Source organism: Methanobrevibacter intestini, assembly GCF_047402955.1.
In the GTDB taxonomy this organism is placed as follows: Archaea; Methanobacteriota; Methanobacteria; order Methanobacteriales; family Methanobacteriaceae; genus Methanocatella; species Methanocatella intestini.
On record NZ_CP187956.1, the window covers coordinates 725,271 to 741,010 of the forward strand.

19 protein-coding genes are annotated in these 15,740 nt (G+C 33.9%); 4 read left to right on the forward strand and 15 right to left on the reverse strand.

The window, feature by feature from the left end:
- Nucleotides 1-105: 105 nt before the first annotated feature.
- From mtrH to mcrB, 13 genes are all read right to left on the reverse strand, one after another.
- Entirely contained in the window at nucleotides 106-1,044 is a 939-nt protein-coding gene (gene mtrH / locus ACMC9J_RS03355; RefSeq protein ID WP_019264897.1) for a tetrahydromethanopterin S-methyltransferase subunit H, read from the reverse strand.
- 12 nt (nucleotides 1,045-1,056) lie between these two features.
- Nucleotides 1,057-1,299, reverse strand: a complete 243-nt coding sequence (mtrG, locus tag ACMC9J_RS03360) for a tetrahydromethanopterin S-methyltransferase subunit MtrG (RefSeq protein ID WP_019264898.1) — start codon at nucleotides 1,297-1,299, stop codon at nucleotides 1,057-1,059.
- 12 nt (nucleotides 1,300-1,311) lie between these two features.
- Nucleotides 1,312-1,518 (reverse strand): tetrahydromethanopterin S-methyltransferase subunit F, encoded by a 207-nt coding sequence (locus ACMC9J_RS03365; RefSeq protein WP_019264899.1) that lies wholly within the window; start codon nucleotides 1,516-1,518, stop codon nucleotides 1,312-1,314.
- Between the two features lie 13 nt (nucleotides 1,519-1,531).
- Nucleotides 1,532-2,251, reverse strand: coding sequence for a tetrahydromethanopterin S-methyltransferase subunit A (gene mtrA / locus ACMC9J_RS03370; protein WP_019264900.1), 720 nt, complete (start codon nucleotides 2,249-2,251; stop codon nucleotides 1,532-1,534).
- Nucleotides 2,252-2,581, reverse strand: a complete 330-nt coding sequence (locus tag ACMC9J_RS03375; RefSeq protein WP_019266690.1) for a tetrahydromethanopterin S-methyltransferase subunit B — start codon at nucleotides 2,579-2,581, stop codon at nucleotides 2,252-2,254.
- 15 nt (nucleotides 2,582-2,596) lie between these two features.
- On the reverse strand, nucleotides 2,597-3,421 hold the full coding sequence (mtrC, locus tag ACMC9J_RS03380; RefSeq protein ID WP_019266691.1) for a tetrahydromethanopterin S-methyltransferase subunit MtrC: 825 nt from the start codon (nucleotides 3,419-3,421) through the stop codon (nucleotides 2,597-2,599).
- A gap of 1 nt (nucleotide 3,422) precedes the next feature.
- Nucleotides 3,423-4,124: a tetrahydromethanopterin S-methyltransferase subunit D gene (gene mtrD / locus ACMC9J_RS03385; protein ID WP_019264903.1), complete on the reverse strand. Its 702-nt coding sequence runs from the start codon at nucleotides 4,122-4,124 to the stop codon at nucleotides 3,423-3,425.
- Nucleotides 4,125-4,137: 13 nt separating this feature from the next.
- Nucleotides 4,138-5,055: a tetrahydromethanopterin S-methyltransferase subunit E gene (gene mtrE / locus ACMC9J_RS03390; RefSeq protein WP_019264904.1), complete on the reverse strand. Its 918-nt coding sequence runs from the start codon at nucleotides 5,053-5,055 to the stop codon at nucleotides 4,138-4,140.
- 221 nt (nucleotides 5,056-5,276) lie between these two features.
- Nucleotides 5,277-6,932: a coenzyme-B sulfoethylthiotransferase subunit alpha gene (gene mcrA, locus ACMC9J_RS03395; protein ID WP_049780206.1), complete on the reverse strand. Its 1,656-nt coding sequence runs from the start codon at nucleotides 6,930-6,932 to the stop codon at nucleotides 5,277-5,279.
- 2 nt (nucleotides 6,933-6,934) lie between these two features.
- On the reverse strand, nucleotides 6,935-7,696 hold the full coding sequence (gene mcrG / locus ACMC9J_RS03400) for a coenzyme-B sulfoethylthiotransferase subunit gamma (RefSeq protein WP_019264906.1): 762 nt from the start codon (nucleotides 7,694-7,696) through the stop codon (nucleotides 6,935-6,937).
- Between the two features lie 2 nt (nucleotides 7,697-7,698).
- Nucleotides 7,699-8,310, reverse strand: a complete 612-nt coding sequence (gene mcrC, locus ACMC9J_RS03405; protein WP_004035805.1) for a methyl-coenzyme M reductase I operon protein C — start codon at nucleotides 8,308-8,310, stop codon at nucleotides 7,699-7,701.
- Nucleotides 8,300-8,767, reverse strand: a complete 468-nt coding sequence (gene mcrD / locus ACMC9J_RS03410; RefSeq protein WP_004032915.1) for a methyl-coenzyme M reductase operon protein D — start codon at nucleotides 8,765-8,767, stop codon at nucleotides 8,300-8,302. Before mcrD ends, mcrC begins: the two co-directional genes overlap by 11 nt.
- Before the next feature lie 28 nt (nucleotides 8,768-8,795).
- Nucleotides 8,796-10,127, reverse strand: coding sequence for a coenzyme-B sulfoethylthiotransferase subunit beta (gene mcrB / locus ACMC9J_RS03415; protein WP_004035807.1), 1,332 nt, complete (start codon nucleotides 10,125-10,127; stop codon nucleotides 8,796-8,798).
- 591 nt (nucleotides 10,128-10,718) lie between these two features.
- Between mcrB and mmp10 the strand changes: the two genes are divergently transcribed.
- A complete protein-coding gene (mmp10, locus tag ACMC9J_RS03420; RefSeq protein WP_019264908.1) occupies nucleotides 10,719-11,966 on the forward strand; it encodes a methyl coenzyme M reductase-arginine methyltransferase Mmp10 in 1,248 nt (415 codons plus the stop codon).
- A gap of 14 nt (nucleotides 11,967-11,980) precedes the next feature.
- Here the strand turns inward: mmp10 and ACMC9J_RS03425 are convergent, their stop codons facing one another.
- Together ACMC9J_RS03425 and ACMC9J_RS03430 are read right to left on the reverse strand one after the other, a co-directional pair.
- Complete coding sequence (locus tag ACMC9J_RS03425) at nucleotides 11,981-12,901, reverse strand: methanogenesis marker 7 protein (RefSeq protein WP_427003546.1); 921 nt, start codon at nucleotides 12,899-12,901, stop codon at nucleotides 11,981-11,983.
- A 50-nt stretch (nucleotides 12,902-12,951) separates the two neighbouring features.
- Nucleotides 12,952-13,467 (reverse strand): hypothetical protein, encoded by a 516-nt coding sequence (locus tag ACMC9J_RS03430; protein ID WP_019264910.1) that lies wholly within the window; start codon nucleotides 13,465-13,467, stop codon nucleotides 12,952-12,954.
- A gap of 59 nt (nucleotides 13,468-13,526) precedes the next feature.
- Here ACMC9J_RS03430 and comB point away from each other — a divergent pair, with 59 nt between their 5' ends.
- The 3 genes from comB (at nucleotide 13,527) to ACMC9J_RS03445 (ending at nucleotide 15,731) form a co-directional block, all read left to right on the forward strand.
- Complete coding sequence (comB, locus tag ACMC9J_RS03435) at nucleotides 13,527-14,219, forward strand: 2-phosphosulfolactate phosphatase (protein ID WP_427003547.1); 693 nt, start codon at nucleotides 13,527-13,529, stop codon at nucleotides 14,217-14,219.
- 50 nt (nucleotides 14,220-14,269) lie between these two features.
- A complete protein-coding gene (locus ACMC9J_RS03440; RefSeq protein ID WP_250415745.1) occupies nucleotides 14,270-15,448 on the forward strand; it encodes a TraB/GumN family protein in 1,179 nt (392 codons plus the stop codon).
- 70 nt (nucleotides 15,449-15,518) lie between these two features.
- Entirely contained in the window at nucleotides 15,519-15,731 is a 213-nt protein-coding gene (locus ACMC9J_RS03445; RefSeq protein WP_019264913.1) for a DUF1922 domain-containing protein, read from the forward strand.
- Nucleotides 15,732-15,740 lie beyond the last annotated feature (9 nt).

Consider the following 15,740-nt stretch of genomic DNA (forward strand, 5'->3'; position numbering starts at 1 on the left):
CAATAAACTGTATTAAAAGTTAGTTAATAATATCTTTTTATAATAATATAAATCTTATTAAATGAATTTGAAAAAAAGTAAGAGAATAGATTAGAATAAACTAATCTATACTAATTTGTTGATTGGGTGATCTTCAACAGCTTCAGTACCGAAGTCAGCAGCTGCTTCTGCAATGAACATATCAGTTTGTGCTACAGCAGGGAATGCTATTTTAGCGTTATCGATAGGTCCAAAGAGAACGAAGTCTCCACCAGTCATAACTTGAACAATGTTTGCACCAATATCACAAACAGTGTAAGCAGTTTTGTTTCCAGCTTTTTTGTAGTCTCTTAACCAATCCCAAGCAGAAGGTACATTGTGAATACCAGAACCTACTGGATATCCCCATTTAGCTTTTTCTGCAAAAGTAGTTTTTGCAGCAATACCTGCACCTTGTCCTAATGGAGTAACTGCAGTATCCATCATGAACTTGTCGATACCACAATCAGCAGCTACTTCAAGTAAACCTTTTTCGTAAGCTCCATCATCTCCGTTTTCCCACATTGCCATTTTACCGTCAACGGTAGCATTCATTGGGTTGAAACCTAAGATAATGGAAGCAGAGATATCAGTTTCTGCAAGAGCATCCAATTCTGATTTATCTGCAGCCATGTTGATGGAGTTGTAAATAGCTCTTTCAGTTAAACCAACTTCATCAGCATATTGTGCACCAGCAACTCTAGCATCACCGGAAGTAGAATCTATAAGGAATGGTTTATCACAGATATCACCAATGTACTCAATGTATTTTACAATAGCTTCTTCAGTTTGACCGAAAACTTGTACAATACATGGGTTACCTGTTACATCAGACATTTCAACCATGTCATTAACTAAAGATTCTGCTCTACTTTTATCAAAATCACCTGTTAATTCATCACTAATAATATTGTGTCCACCGTAGAAAATAGTACCTGCTAATACAGTAGGATATTCCCCTGGTTGACCTCCCATTTTTACACCAGCAAAGTCAAATACAACTTGCTCTTTATCAAATCTAAACATTACGCAATCCTCCTATAATATAGCAGCTATTAATGTAAGTAAATTGAATTTCATAACTACTACTAAAATTAATAAACCGATTATTAAACCGTATAAAATACCAACATCTCTACCTGTTTGTTGACCTAAACGTTGATAATATTCCCCCACAGTAAAATCCACTTTTTCTTCAGCATCATCTAATTTAGCGATGATATCTTTTAAATCATCTGATGAAACCATTACTTGAGGTATTGATTTTTCTTCATCACTCATATATAAACACCTCTACATTCCACATAATTTTACAATAGCAGGAATAAGAACTAGTAAAATAACAGCTAAAAGAATACCAATAGCGAAACCTTGAGTCCTAGTTGCTAATAACCCTGCGAAAAGTTTTCCTTCCCTTGCAATGAGTTTTGAACTGTAATCAGCATCTTCAGAAGCATTTTTAATGCCGTTTATATTAGGTTTATTAGAAATTTGTACCATATTTCATGCCTCCTTAAATTAGACCTAAGAATAAAGCTCCAATTACTAAAGAGAATGCTAAACCAATCATAATACCTTGAACTTTACCAGCATAATTACCTGCAAGGTTTCTTTGAATTGATCCTACCATATCTATTTTAGTATTGATATTTCTCATTCTTGCTTCAATGAGAGCAGTTTCAGCTGAAACAACTTTAATTTCTTCTCCTTCATCTTCATCTCCATCGTCACCTTCGACAGAAATAACCATTGCTTCTTCTTCAAAAGCACCAGGGTCTTTTTCAACACATTCATTAATTTTAGCTTGGATTGCTCCAACATCTTCAGTGTCAATTAAATCAACAATTTCTAATTGTTGTTGGAATCTTTCAACACCATCTAAAGGAACATTTTCAACAAAAGGAATTGCACCAGTTGCTCCAATAATTTTCTTTTTATCAGGGTCTGCACCATTTTCATGTAATGCTTTGAAAGATTGACCTGTAATATGACCTTGTACTTCAGCACCAGCTAAAATTAAAAAACGGATATTAGGATTAGATATAATGTTTGCAACAACTTTTTCTACACCTAAATTTTCTGTTTTACATGGACCTGCGATTGCTGCTCCGGAAAGTTCTGCTTCAATATGTGAAGCTAATGTTGTTACTGCAACAGGACTTTCAGGATCTCCTACAATGTAGTCCCCACTAATAACCGGCCAGCCAGCTGCTGGTTCTTTTTTATCAGCCATCTATAAAACCCCCCATCTCATTAAAAGTGGTAATGCAGCAAATATAATAAATGATGCTAATAAAAATCCATAAACAACATTAGTTAACATACCAGCAGTAAGATAAGAACCATCCCTTCCAGGATAAGCACCAACAGGACTAGTATGAGGATCTAAAGAGCTTACTAACTCATCAGCAGCACCTTGAATTTTTGCTACTTCTTCGTTTACTTCATCCATAGATAAAAGGATAACTCCCCCACCTAAAGATGCACCAATAACACCTGAAACTGGATCTAAAGCAAGATTCATATCAGGTACAATTTGAATCATAGGTAACATTTGAGCCATATATAAAACCTCCTATCATTCCTCTACTTTTGGCCATAAACCAGCCCATTTAACTGAAGCTGCAGCATCATATGAAGCTTTAACAAATGCTCTGAAAGAGATAATCCATCCTATTAAACCAACAATGAATACAGCTAACCAACCGAATACGTCACCTGCAACAGATGATACTAAACCAGTAATCATCATAGATAAAAATGCAGTTGAAGTAGCACATTTAAGAGTCCTGGATTGATCTTCATTTGGACCTAAACATGCATTGAAAGGATGTTGAATTGCCATAGTACACATTATAAAGAATAATGCAATGAACCCGTTAGCTACAACATGGTTGAAAATATCAGTAGCATCGTAAGATCCAGTTACAGCAGCAGATAAACCTAAAACAGCTAAAGCACCTGCACCTGCAATTTCAGCAGTACATCTTACCATAATTGGGATTTTCATTCCAACAATTTTAGTAGCAATTAAACCTACAATAGTTGCAATAATCATAGCAAATATTAAACCTATAACAGGTCCTAAAGTACTCATCATAGGGATATCTGGGAATATGAAACCTAAAGCAAGACCAGCTAAAACACCAATAATACTAATGGATAAACACATGTAACCAATAGAAGGAACACCAGTACCTAAACCATAACTTGCTACACTACGAATAGCATTTGCTCCCCATACAGTAGCACATACAGTACCAAGACCTGCAAGAACAGGGCCTATAATACCATTAATATTACATAAGTAAATACCTACTAATCCACCAATAATACCTAAAAGTAATAAATGATTACCATTAATTGAACTATGTGCACCATCAGCACTTCCACCAGCAGACATTTTAAATACCTCCAGTTAATAATACACAGAATATTCCGACTACAACTGATGCTATAGCACAAGCTAATGCTCCAGTACCAATCCTTTTAAATTTAGGATCATGCATACCTTCAATGGTACCACCAATATTATAAGAAGCAATAACAGAGTTAATAAAGAAAACACCAGTACCTAACATAGCAGCTAAACCAATACTTACAGCAGCACTAGAGAAATAAGAAGCAGATTGTACAGCATCATAAATAGCATAGTAGATTAAACCTCCACCAAAACCACCGAAAGCAGCACCTATAAGACCACTAATGAAACATACACATGGAACACCGTGTCCTTCAGTACCGGGAGTTTTATATTTCTCTTGATTACGTTTAGTAATAGGGTCAACTACGGTTTTAGATGCTGCAGGTACAATACCTACACCATATACATAAATATAATTAGCAATAAGCATGGTGATAGCTAACATAATCATAGCACCTACTGCACCACCAATACCAACTATAATCCAAGGTTGACCTGTCATAGTAGCTGCACCAATAAGACCTGTTAAACCTGCACCAGCAGCTAACATAGCAGTACCAGTACCTACACCAGTAGCTGTTGCCATAGCTGCAGGAGCTCCTCCTACAGGAATAAAGTGCACACCTGCACCAATCATAACACCGCCTATAGCGACAAATAAAATAATTGAAATTGGATCCATAATCGAAACCTCCTTATTCTTCCTCATATGGTCCGTATTGTTTTCTTGCGAATCTTTCTAATTTGTCGTTCATTAATATTAAAATAAGAACAATAATGAAACCAACAACTAATCCGCCGTATAATCCAAATACAACTGAATTCCAGAAACTAAAGAATACTACAAGACCGAAACATAAACCTGTTAAAGGTCCACCAAATTTAACACAGAAATTACCTACATCAAGGGAATTTTTTGCTCCCATTGGTGCTTTAGTAACTATATCTCCTTGAATAGCTACAGGAGTTCCTCCACCAAATTCGAATTTTTGATATTCACTTTCAGCACCGTAGTGAACATCCCCAGTTGAAGAACCGATAGCTCCAAGAGTAATACCCCAAAGCACTGCTAAAAGTGGTAATGGGAATGCGTGTAACGGAGTACCATTTAATGGAATAGTCATTAAATATGAAACTCCAACAAGACAAAATGTAGTTATAAATCCATGTCCAGCAATAGGTCCTAAAGATTGAGTCAATACATCCATAAATAATGGTTGTTCAAATTGAGATTGACCAACAATCCTACCCATGTGAGCAGTAATAGTATAAATACTGTGAACAAAAGCAGCGACACAAGAACCTGCTGCAATAGCAAATAAATCATTAGTAATTCCTAAAGTCATTAATACATATGCAATAGATCCAGCAACACCACACCAAACACCATAAGCGACTGGTTCACCAGAAGCCGCTTTGTTTATCATACGATGTAAATGTCCCATTTGAGGAGCAAGTTGAACTTGAGAGTTAGGGTTACTTTGAGAACCAATATCAGACTCAATATCCTCAGCAGCACCACCAATAGTTGCAACTGCACCCATTAATGCGACAACACCTAATGTTATAGGGTCCATAATTTTTTCCTCCATATTTTTTATTAAATTGATCATTTAATAAACGTGATATATATCCCATAATGAATATATGTAGTAAATTATGATTTTTATTCCATATAAAAATCAATTAAATGATACCAACAGAATTTTTTTTCTATTGATACTTAACTTTCTTTCAATATTAATATAAATGTTTTACTAAAAAATTTTAAGGTATACTTAAATTTAAGGAATAAATAGGTGAAAAATCACCTATTTAACCTATTTGTTTAAATTTATTTTGCTGGGGTGATGACAGTTCTTTCACCAGATGGTTCGAACTCTCTTAATGCACCTTTAGCAAATTCTTCACGAACTTTTGAGAAGTCAAATACTAAGTTTTTATCAGCAAATGCGATTTTAATTAATGGGTTGAAAGCCCATGCGTCTCCACGAGCTGCGTGAGGAGCTTGAGCGATACCAGCGTATTCACCTTGGTGACCTACGTTCATTGCGTAGTTAGGATAGTTTGGTCCTCTCATTTCGAGTGGTAAACCTTCATCATTTCTGATGGAGAATACGTTAGCTGCACCACATTGATCTTGTAAATCGTAACCGTAGAATCCTAATCTGGAATGTTGTTCTTTGTGTAAGTACATAGCTAAGTACCATGCGCTTAAACCAGTTTGAGCATTACCAGTAGCGAATGCAGTAGATGCACCAGCTGCTGCGGAAATTACGGAAGCTCTTTGAGATCCACCGAAGTGAGTTTCAAGTAATGCTGGGTATTCTTCGTATTGTTCTAATGCGTAGAATGCAACTTCAGAACCTACATCAAGAACAGTGTCCATGTTGTTAGGTGCTTCAGTTAATCCACCATATTTGTCTTCTACATAGTCTTTACCATAGTAAGTAAAGTCATCTAATACATCATCAGTATATGCTGCAGTAGCATATTGGGTGAATCCTACACCACCAGACATGTAAGAACCTAACCAGATTTGGTCGTAAAGTGCAGCACCTAATGCTACTACTTCTAAAGTGGAACGTACAGGGTCATCAGGGTAAACTCTGGAACCTTGACAGATATCTGCCATGAAACCAAATGGAACTCCACCTAACTCGTTTTCTGCTCTTGCTCTTCTTACAGGTAAGTAAGTACCCATGTGAATAACTTCTGCGTGTTTAGATGCGTATGCGAAGTCACCAGTAGCTCCTTCACCAGCACATTGGTTGTATGCAGAAATCATTGACATACCAATTTGCATTGCAGACCATCTTGAGGTAGTACCTCCGTCACAAACTCTTCCTACGATAGCAGGAATTCTTACAGCTTGCCATACACTTCCACCAACTTCTTCTTTTAAAGCTGCTGCTTGTTCATCATTGAACTCTTTGTTGATGTCTAAAACGAATGCTGAATCAATTTCATCAGCTAATTCATCGTCACCAGTAAATACTTTAACATAACTGTCTTGTACTACTAATGGGTCAGTTTCTACCATGTGTTCTTGAACTACTGCTGCACCAGGCATTGCGTGGTTTACAGTTTCCAAGTATTCAGTAATAGTTTCAGGAGTTACTTCAATACCTAACCTTTTTTCAAGAACGTTGTGAGCAGTGTTTAAACCTACAATTACAGTTCTTCTAATATCGTCCCAAGCTTGTTGGATAGCTGCGTTGTTAATGAAGTGTAAATCATCACCTTCTACATAAGTATCAGTAGTAGATAATTGGTAAGACATTAAAGCCCTTTGACCTAAAGGAGTACCAATGTCTGGGTTGTACATTGGAATTCCTCTTTTTTCAGCGATTTCTTTACCTTCTTTTACGAATGCGCTTTTTCTTTCAGATTGTTTCCAACCGCCCATGTTATAGAAAGTGGTTCTTTTATCAGTTGGATCTTCACTGAATTTGTTTTTCATTGCATCTAAGAATTTTTTATCTGCCATACTTAATCCCATCCTTCAACTGGATTGAATGCACCAAATGATCTGGATACGTGAATGTTTTTTAACACTTCAACAGCTTCAGTATCATCTTTGTATGCTTCACCATCAATTCTGTAAATTGTGGTTTTTGATTTTAAGGTTTCTTCATCTAATGGTTCACCTAATACTACTGGTTCGTCTAAGTCTACACCGATTTGGTCTCTTACCATTTCAACGTTACCAGTTTCTTTGTTGAATACTTGTCTTCTAAGCATATCAAACATTAAACCATTTTCGTCTAACCTTAAAGAGTGACCGTGTACACCTGCACCTCTAATACCAGTTCTTGCAGTATCGAAGTATTCGGTTTCTAAGAGGTATTTGGAAATACGTTCAATATCTCTTTCCCTAGCTTCGATAACTTGTCTTCCGGATAAAGTACCAGTATCAATTCCTCTGAATCTGTTTAAATAAGACCTTGCTCTTAAGTAAGGTTGAGCTGGTGCGAAGTACATTGAGTCTACAAATTGGATGTATCTAATCCTGTCCCCTGCTTTTGCACCTGCAATAGGGGTAACTAATTCTCTTACAATGTCATCAGGCTCATCCATTTCATCTAATGGTGGGTGAACACTTTTGTATTCTTCACCTGGAGCTCTGTGACCTAATATTTTTACTACGTCTTCATCAGAGATTTCTCTTAACTTTTCTAACTCGTAATCTGGATTACAAAAGTTTCTTCTGTTTTGAGCAACCTGAGAAGTACCTGGATAAATTTGTGCCATAATTATGCATCTCCTAATGCTAATTTAACTTTTCTAATAATTTCATCTAATTTTTCCTGTGAGATTGTTTCTCCACGAATAACTCCACTAACAATATCAACAATGTGTCCTTCTGTTTTAACATCCTCTTCAGATGGCATGACTTTAGAAGTTTTTACACCAATTTTGGCAAAATCTTCACAGTCAACTGGAGATTCACAAATGATAATACAAGGCTTATTTACATTCCTTAAAATCAATCTAGCCTTGTAGATTAAATGATTTTTGACTCCACCTAAATGAATAACAAGTAATTTAAAATTACTCATTTGTTCCACTTCCTTATCAGTGAGACCAAATAAGGTACCGCCAGAAGCCGGAGCATCATGAGGAACACCTGCACCTGCATTTAATACCATTGTACTAGTCAAAACATTGGATTCACGTAATCCGAAAGTGATTTCACAAACAGGTTTAGTAATATGTCTACGTCCTGGAGACATAGCAACAGCTAAAACTTCAGCTCCACATTCAGCAAATGTGCCTCTTTGTGCAAGACCTCCGCCTTTACCCATACCACCTGTTGCTCTGCAATCAACTACGTGAGTACATCTTCCAATCATTTTAAAAGTCATCCTTTCTAACAATATTTACGTGATCTTCAAAACTTGAATATTGATCAGTCATTCCAATTAATTCATCAGGTAAATCTGCATCACCATATTTAATTCTATCAGAAACTGTTCTTTCCTTTCTGATGTAATTTGTTTTGTCCTGATTGATATCAAATCCAAAAGGAATATGCTTTTTGCAGATTTCTTCAATTTTTTTAACTGTAGACTCCATTGTCAGTTCAACAAAAATTCTGCCAGTTTTAACTTTAAGAACAACATCTTCGCCATTAATGTTAATCACTCTACGTTCCCTATATTGTGGAGGTAAAGTTTCTTCAGTTTTTGGAAATCTCGGACCATGAATTACAGTCCTTTTAACATCTTCAAGTGATTCAATGTCATTTAACAACTTTTCTGTTGTGTCACTTCCAAGCACTCTATATGGGAATATTTCAATATCCATTTTTTTGCCGTCCATGAAAAATTAGATTTAAATATTAAATTAATTAGATGTCACCTTTAATATCATCAGCTGCTAAAGCAACATATTTGAGAGGTTCTCTAAATTCATCAACTTGACTGTATACTTCTTTAATTAAACCAGAAGTTGCTTCTGGTGAAAAGAGTTGTGTTCCTGCATCTAAGGACATAGCAGCAGCTACACAAGGGATACAGAATCCTTTACTGTGTCTGGTTACAACGTGGTTACCGTTAAAGAGACCAGGGCCTCCTCCACCATAGATAGAGTGACTGAAGAAAGAGAATCCTACAGCTACACCTTCTGCTCTACCGTAGTCAATACTTGGTAAACCAGTAGCAAATTCAATGTTATCATTGAAGTATAATAAAGTGGATGGAATACCTTGAGCAGCACGAGCAGCACCAATGTTTACCATAACAGCAGCAGTAGCACCAGCAGCAGCATATGCGTTCCATAAAGCTGCGTCATCAGTGTTATAAATTGAGAAATCGGTTAAGTCTTTTTGAGGAGCAATAACTCCGTCAGCTTCAGCTCTAGCGATAGTTCCGTTTACAACACTACCAACAGTACCTTCTTTTGCATTATCTTTTACTAAATCTAAAACCATATTGTCAGCATTCATACCTTGGTAAGCTAAACCTAATAAGTGTAATCTTTCGTATGCACCAATAGCATCACCCATTTCAAACATAGCAGTTTGTTCGAAAATAGATGCTAAAGCAGTAGCTTGGAAAGTGTTTTTTAAGGTAGCAGCAGCAAAATCATTTGCTTTAACACCTCTTAATGCATAACCTGCACCTTCGAGTTTTTGTGGAATGTCTAACATAGTAGCAATGTTGGATCCTTTGTAATCTACGGATTGTGGGTATCTACCTAATACTGCAGCTTTTACGAAGTTTGCATCATAGATACTTACGTCACATACATCAATAATAGCTTGTACTAATGAAGTTGCAGTAGATAATGGAGCAACAGAGTATTCTGCAGCAACATCAATTCTTTTAGATGGAACTTGTACTAATAATCTTTTACCTCCGGAAATAGGTTCAACTTTAGTATCATCATCTTCAGAAATTTGTATCATTTCTTTCATTTTTTCTGCAATTGCACCTGCATTTGCTACAATATCAATATCCAATTCCCTTCCTAATATTTTGGATTTGTCTCCACCGACTGAACCGGTTTTGACAGATTTTTCAAGTCCTTCTAAGTTTACTGCAACAGTTCTTTTTACACCTTTAACAATGTTTTGAATAGCAGTGTTCCTGAGTGGACTTAAAGCTTCGATTGGGACATCAGATACAACTAATGAGCCTCTATCGTCGTATAAATCGACTTTATCATCAAACTTTGCCATTTTTTCCCTCCTAATTAAATAGAGTATTTAATATACCACCTGCATTTGAGTGAAATTTTTCACACAAATTTGGATAAAGCTATACACAATAATTAATTGTAAGATAGCTAACCATATGGTATACAAGTCTTATTTTAATTAAGATATAATATAAACATTACCAATGGGATAATTTAGAAAACTTTATTAACAATAAGCGTTCCTAAAAACTTAGGAAAAATGAAGTCAAAAGTAATACTTTAAAAATAACATATCCCATATTTATTTCAGAGATAATAAAATTAAAAATAATATTTAGAAAAATAAGATATTAATTACTATCTAAAATTATCATATAACAATTATTAGACAATTATTATTTTAAAAAACCAGTTAAATTAATATTTACTAAAATATATCCAACAAAATTTACAATAATACAAAAATGAATAAAATTAATACAATAAATGATAAATTTTTTAAACAAAAAACTATTATTAATTAAAAATACTGTAAAATAATCAAGATTTAGGAAAAACAAAATTATTATAAAAAATAGGCAAAGTAATACTAAATTACTTTATATAATACTAAAAACATAATAAAAATATTATGCAAGTTGTAGCAGATGTTGGAGGAATTCCTGGAAAAGATTGTAATGGTTTTTGTAAATACTGTTACTTTAGAAAGGTAAAAGAAGTTAAAGCATTTGGCTGTGCTCACTGTTTACCTAATAAAATTGGCTGTGACAGATGTAGTAAAGGAATAACCGACTCACAAAGTGAATTTAAATCTCCCTTTGAAGTAATTACAGAAGTTCAAAATGCTTTGATGATGCAACCTAATTTTAGAGAAAAAACTATTAAAGCAAATATAAGCGGAGGAGGAGACGTTAGCTGCTATCCTTATCTTGAAAATTTAACTGCTAATTTAAATCAGTTTTCACTTAATTCCCACTTAGGATATACATGTGGAAAAGGCATTACTGACAGTGCCATAGCTTCCAGATTGATTAATAACGGTGTTGATGAAGTTACATTTACTGTTTTTTCAACAGACCCCAAACTCAGAAAAGAATGGGTAAAAGATCAAAAACCTGAAGAAGCTCTGAAAGCATGTAAAATTTTTTGTGAAAATGTTGATTTAACAGGAGCGGGAGTAATAATTCCCGGAGTTAATGATGGTGATGTACTTAGACAAACATGCAATACCTTAGAAGAATGGGGAGCTAAAGGATTTATCCTAATGCGATTTGCAAATACATTTAATGAAGGATTGATTTTAGGAAACGAACCTATTCTTAAAGGAATTGAATCGCAACCTGTTGAAGAATTTGGGCATTTAGTCGAAGAAATCAATAAAGAATATAACTTCAGAGTAACAGGAACACCATTATGTGATCCTGAAACAGGCGGACCATTTGCAATAGCTAAAGATGAAAATGAAATATTTTTACAGTTTATTAAAAAAGTAACTGGAGAAGCTACCATAATTACATCTAAAATAGCTGCACCATTCATAAGTAAAATATTTGATAAAATAGATGCAGAGGATGTAAATGTAATAGCTGTTCCAAAAGAGATAGCCTGTTTAATTACAAAAGAAGATTTGGAACAAATTGATTTAAGTGAAGTAAAACAGGCAGTTATCATTCCAGGACGTGCTTTTGTTCATCAATTAGATGCTGAGAGAATTTTAAGTGCTGACGGCATAGAACGTATTGTTGGGCGTGGACCAGATACTTTAACAATAGATGGAGAGCTTAGTTTTGATAAAACCGATGAAAATGTTATTGAAGAAGAATTAACTCAATTTAATGATTTGGTAGATGCTATTAACTTCTTTGGGATGAAAATATAAAAAAAGCAGATGATTTAAGAATCATCAATAATAGAACTTTCAGTATGGATTTTTACTAAAATATAATCATACATGAAAGATTTTTTAATTTCAGCCAAATCAGATAATTTTTTACCTTCTATAACTACATTTTCAATTAATTCATGATATTTATCATAATTTAATTTTACTCTAACTCCGTCAAGTTGAACAGTAATCGGTGCAGGAGATATGACCTCTTCAATAGCCGGAACCTGATTTTCAATAGCATTTTTAACTACAATAGAAGGAACAAGTGGTGGATCCAATGCCATTTCTCTTTTTTTATTATTTAAAATTATTTCAATAGTATCCACTAAATCATTAAGAGCTCTTATATCAGGACCTCTTTTAAGCCTTCTTGGAATCCTGCCAAGTCCGCCAACATATGCATCAGCACCTGGAAGTTCTTCAATTGGGATTTCAGGAGCACCAGTTACAATAACTGGAACATTAATATCATCATATAAAAAGGATTTTTCTTGAATACAATTTTTAAAACTGCCTAATGCGAAAACAGCCACATCATGTTCTTCAATTAAGCTTTTTTCTTCTTCAGTAATTCCGGAAGTTCCTTTTCCGTCTCCTCTGGCCAGACCAATCATATTGTCTTTAGCACCGAATTCACGCAAATATTCAGAAATATCACATGCTGCATGAGGCAAATGATGTCTTGCAAGTGTTGGAGATACAATAGCTATTTCAGAACCTGCCATTGGAGCTACTGTTACCTTAGCTAGCAATTCTTTAGCCTTGTTTTTAATAATATCAACATCTTCCAAAGGAATAGCTAAATTCAAAACCAATTCCATTTGCAAAATGTTTTCTTGAAGAATGAAACCACCTAAATCTTCAATAAGCTCCTTGACTTCTTCACTTTTATGAACTCCACCAGTATATGTTAATGTTTCATACATACTAAAAAATCCCTCATATAATTTTATTAAGTAAGTTTTTTACATTATTTCTATATTAACTTTTCCAAAATTTCATATCTTTTTTCAAGTCTTGCAAATGGATTTTTAGATACAAAACTGTGTGAAGAAATCTCAATTAATGGTTTAGTTTCATTTTGAACTTCATTAGCCAAATAATCGGGATATATTACATAATCATAGTTTTTATCATCAATGACAAATCCCATACTTTCAGCAGTGTCCTTTAAAAAGTTAGAATAAACTTTAACGTGAATGCTGTTTTTGATATCATTATTAAGATATTTTTTAGCTAACGGATAATCATCAAAAAATGAAAGTATTTCCTCATCAGTTAACCTGCTGTCAAAATCTATTTTTTTAATACTTTCAAAAATTTGGGCTGATGAATTGACTTTGACTGGAATAGAGTCTATTTCAACCTTACTTTCAGATAATAAAATAGCCAGATTACCATCATCCTTAGTGGGGTGTTTATTAACATTGTAATTTTTTATTCCAACCAATTTTACAAGCTCTTCACACATAGGTGTTGTGACAATTTTCATACTAATAATTATTATAAAAAGTAAAATTTAAAATTAATTAATTTTTATAAATATGAACCATGAAAATTACATTAAGCTTTGAAAAAACACAAACAAAAGATACATCAATAATGGTCGATGCACTTAGGGCAAGTACCACAATTACACTTGCTTTGAATAACTTCAATAAAATCATCCCATGTTTCACACCAGAAGAAGCATTTGAGTTAAAAAAAGAAGTTAATGGAGTGATAGCTGGTGAAAGAAGTGGAAAACGTGTTGAAGGCTTTGATATTGGAAATTCGCCAAGAGATGTTGAAAATTATAAGACTGATATTGAAACACTTATATTAACTACCAGCAATGGAACCCGAATTCTCAAGGATATGGAATCAACAGTTCTTGTAGGATCTATGGTAAATGCAAAAGCATCAGCTTATAAAAGCGTGAAAATAGCTGAAAATGAAATTGATGTTGTGATGGCAGGCTATAAAGGAAATTTTGCTCTGGAAGACTTTTTAGCAGCTGGTGAAATTCTTTACTGGATTTGTAATAAGCTAAATAATAACTGTGAAATAAGCGATTATGCAAAAGCAGCTATACTGGCCAGTAGAGATTATAATGCTCTGAAAGAAGGATTTTATACTTGCAATTCCGGGAAAAAACTAACAAGACTTAAATCTAAAAAAGATATTGATTGCTGCGTGTTAAAAAATATAAGTGAAAATGTGGCAGTCTATGAAAACAATATATTAAAATTAATTAAAGATTAGATTTATATACAAATTGTAAAATATATATTATAACATTAATATTAACAGATGTGTTTTTTTTGAAAAGAGAATGTTTAACCATAATAGGAACTGCTCATGTATCTGCAAACAGTGTAGATGAAGTTAAAAATGCAATTTATGAGCAACATCCAGAAATAGTAGCTATTGAATTAGACAAAGGAAGATATACTCGATTGAAAAATGAAATGATGGGTATTAAAGAGGATGACACTATTTCTGTTTCAAAAATTATTAAAGAAGAAAAAGTCGGACTATTTTTAGCTACAACAATTCTTTCATATTTCCAGTCAAAAATCGGAGAAGATGTTGATGTAAAACCCGGATCAGAAATGATTGGAGCTATTGAAGCTGCCCAGGATTTGGAAATTCCAATAGCATTAATTGACAGAGAAATAAATACAACATTACAAAGAGCTCTTAATAAGATGGGATTTGTAGAAAAATTCAAATTTGCATTTAGTTTACTTACTTCAATTTTTTCAGATGATGAAGAAGATGAAATTGATATTGAAGAGCTAAAAAATCCTGATAATCTTGATGAGTTAATGGAATTCTTTAAAGATGAATCTCCAAAAGTATATGAAGTTCTTGTACAGGAAAGAGATGCTTATCTTGCAGGAAATCTTTTAAGAATCCCTCAAGACCATGTGATAGCTGTTGTAGGTGCAGGACATAAACCAGGAATTAACAGATATCTGGACAATCCTGAAACAATTCCTCCTTTAAGTCAATTAGAAATTATTAAAGAAAAAAAAGGAATTCCATGGTTTAAAGTTATTTTAGCTTTAATTCCAATATTATTTATTGTGATATTTTTTCTGGCCTACATTAGCGGGATTAATATAACCTGGAACATTTATGAGTTCATAGTCATAAGTATGATAATGGGATTTGTCGGTTCCATTCTTTCCGGATCAAAAATTCAGTCTGCTGTTGTTGGTGGAATAGTGGCTCCTTTAACTATTATTCACCCATTACTTGCAGCAGGATGGTTTTCAGGACTGGTTGAAGCTAAATATAGGAAAGTTAGAAAAAGAGACATTGGCAATCTTACTAAAGTTGAAAGCTTAAAAGATTTATGGCACAATAATATAGTAAGAATTTTACTTGTTGTAGTTGGAACTAATCTGGGAGTCAGTTTAGCTACACTTGTTATATTGCCTTCACAAGTCTTTATACCATTATTTATGAAAATATTTGGCGGATAAAAAATAATAATTTTTATAAAGTATACTTACATAATTATTAAATAAAAAATTTTAATGGAATTTAATTACTATGTATTTCATATTTCGATGTGACTGTGGAAGAGTATTGTATGCAAAAGAAGGGGTAGCCACCCGCAAGTGTGTTTGTGGAAAAACCCTCAAAGTAAAACAGCGCAGAATATTTAAAAAAGTAGAAACTCGTGAAGAAGCTTCATTAGCAGTTCAGGAAATGCAGGATGAAATATATGGAAACACTGACTTTCAAAGAGCCAGTGATTTATAATCTATAATT

What these genes read in the sequence shown, in the direction of transcription:
- mcrG (WP_019264906.1), bottom strand. Translation starts at nt 7,696, where the DNA reads ATGGCACAAATTTATCCAGGTACTTCTCAGGTTGCTCAAAACAGAAGA.
- mtrA (WP_019264900.1), bottom strand. Translation starts at nt 2,251, where the DNA reads ATGGCTGATAAAAAAGAACCAGCAGCTGGCTGGCCGGTTATTAGTGGG.
- ACMC9J_RS03425 (WP_427003546.1), bottom strand. Translation starts at nt 12,901, where the DNA reads ATGTATGAAACATTAACATATACTGGTGGAGTTCATAAAAGTGAAGAA.
- mcrA (WP_049780206.1), bottom strand. Translation starts at nt 6,932, where the DNA reads ATGGCAGATAAAAAATTCTTAGATGCAATGAAAAACAAATTCAGTGAA.
- mtrG (WP_019264898.1), bottom strand. Translation starts at nt 1,299, where the DNA reads ATGAGTGATGAAGAAAAATCAATACCTCAAGTAATGGTTTCATCAGAT.
- ACMC9J_RS03365 (WP_019264899.1), bottom strand. Translation starts at nt 1,518, where the DNA reads ATGGTACAAATTTCTAATAAACCTAATATAAACGGCATTAAAAATGCT.
- mcrB (WP_004035807.1), bottom strand. Translation starts at nt 10,127, where the DNA reads ATGGCAAAGTTTGATGATAAAGTCGATTTATACGACGATAGAGGCTCA.
- ACMC9J_RS03375 (WP_019266690.1), bottom strand. Translation starts at nt 2,581, where the DNA reads ATGGCTCAAATGTTACCTATGATTCAAATTGTACCTGATATGAATCTT.
- mtrC (WP_019266691.1), bottom strand. Translation starts at nt 3,421, where the DNA reads ATGTCTGCTGGTGGAAGTGCTGATGGTGCACATAGTTCAATTAATGGT.
- mcrC (WP_004035805.1), bottom strand. Translation starts at nt 8,310, where the DNA reads ATGACTTTTAAAATGATTGGAAGATGTACTCACGTAGTTGATTGCAGA.
- comB (WP_427003547.1), top strand. Translation starts at nt 13,527, where the DNA reads ATGAAAATTACATTAAGCTTTGAAAAAACACAAACAAAAGATACATCA.
- mmp10 (WP_019264908.1), top strand. Translation starts at nt 10,719, where the DNA reads ATGCAAGTTGTAGCAGATGTTGGAGGAATTCCTGGAAAAGATTGTAAT.
- mcrD (WP_004032915.1), bottom strand. Translation starts at nt 8,767, where the DNA reads ATGGACGGCAAAAAAATGGATATTGAAATATTCCCATATAGAGTGCTT.
- mtrD (WP_019264903.1), bottom strand. Translation starts at nt 4,124, where the DNA reads ATGGATCCAATTTCAATTATTTTATTTGTCGCTATAGGCGGTGTTATG.
- mtrH (WP_019264897.1), bottom strand. Translation starts at nt 1,044, where the DNA reads ATGTTTAGATTTGATAAAGAGCAAGTTGTATTTGACTTTGCTGGTGTA.
- ACMC9J_RS03430 (WP_019264910.1), bottom strand. Translation starts at nt 13,467, where the DNA reads ATGAAAATTGTCACAACACCTATGTGTGAAGAGCTTGTAAAATTGGTT.
- ACMC9J_RS03445 (WP_019264913.1), top strand. Translation starts at nt 15,519, where the DNA reads ATGTATTTCATATTTCGATGTGACTGTGGAAGAGTATTGTATGCAAAA.
- mtrE (WP_019264904.1), bottom strand. Translation starts at nt 5,055, where the DNA reads ATGATCAATTTAATAAAAAATATGGAGGAAAAAATTATGGACCCTATA.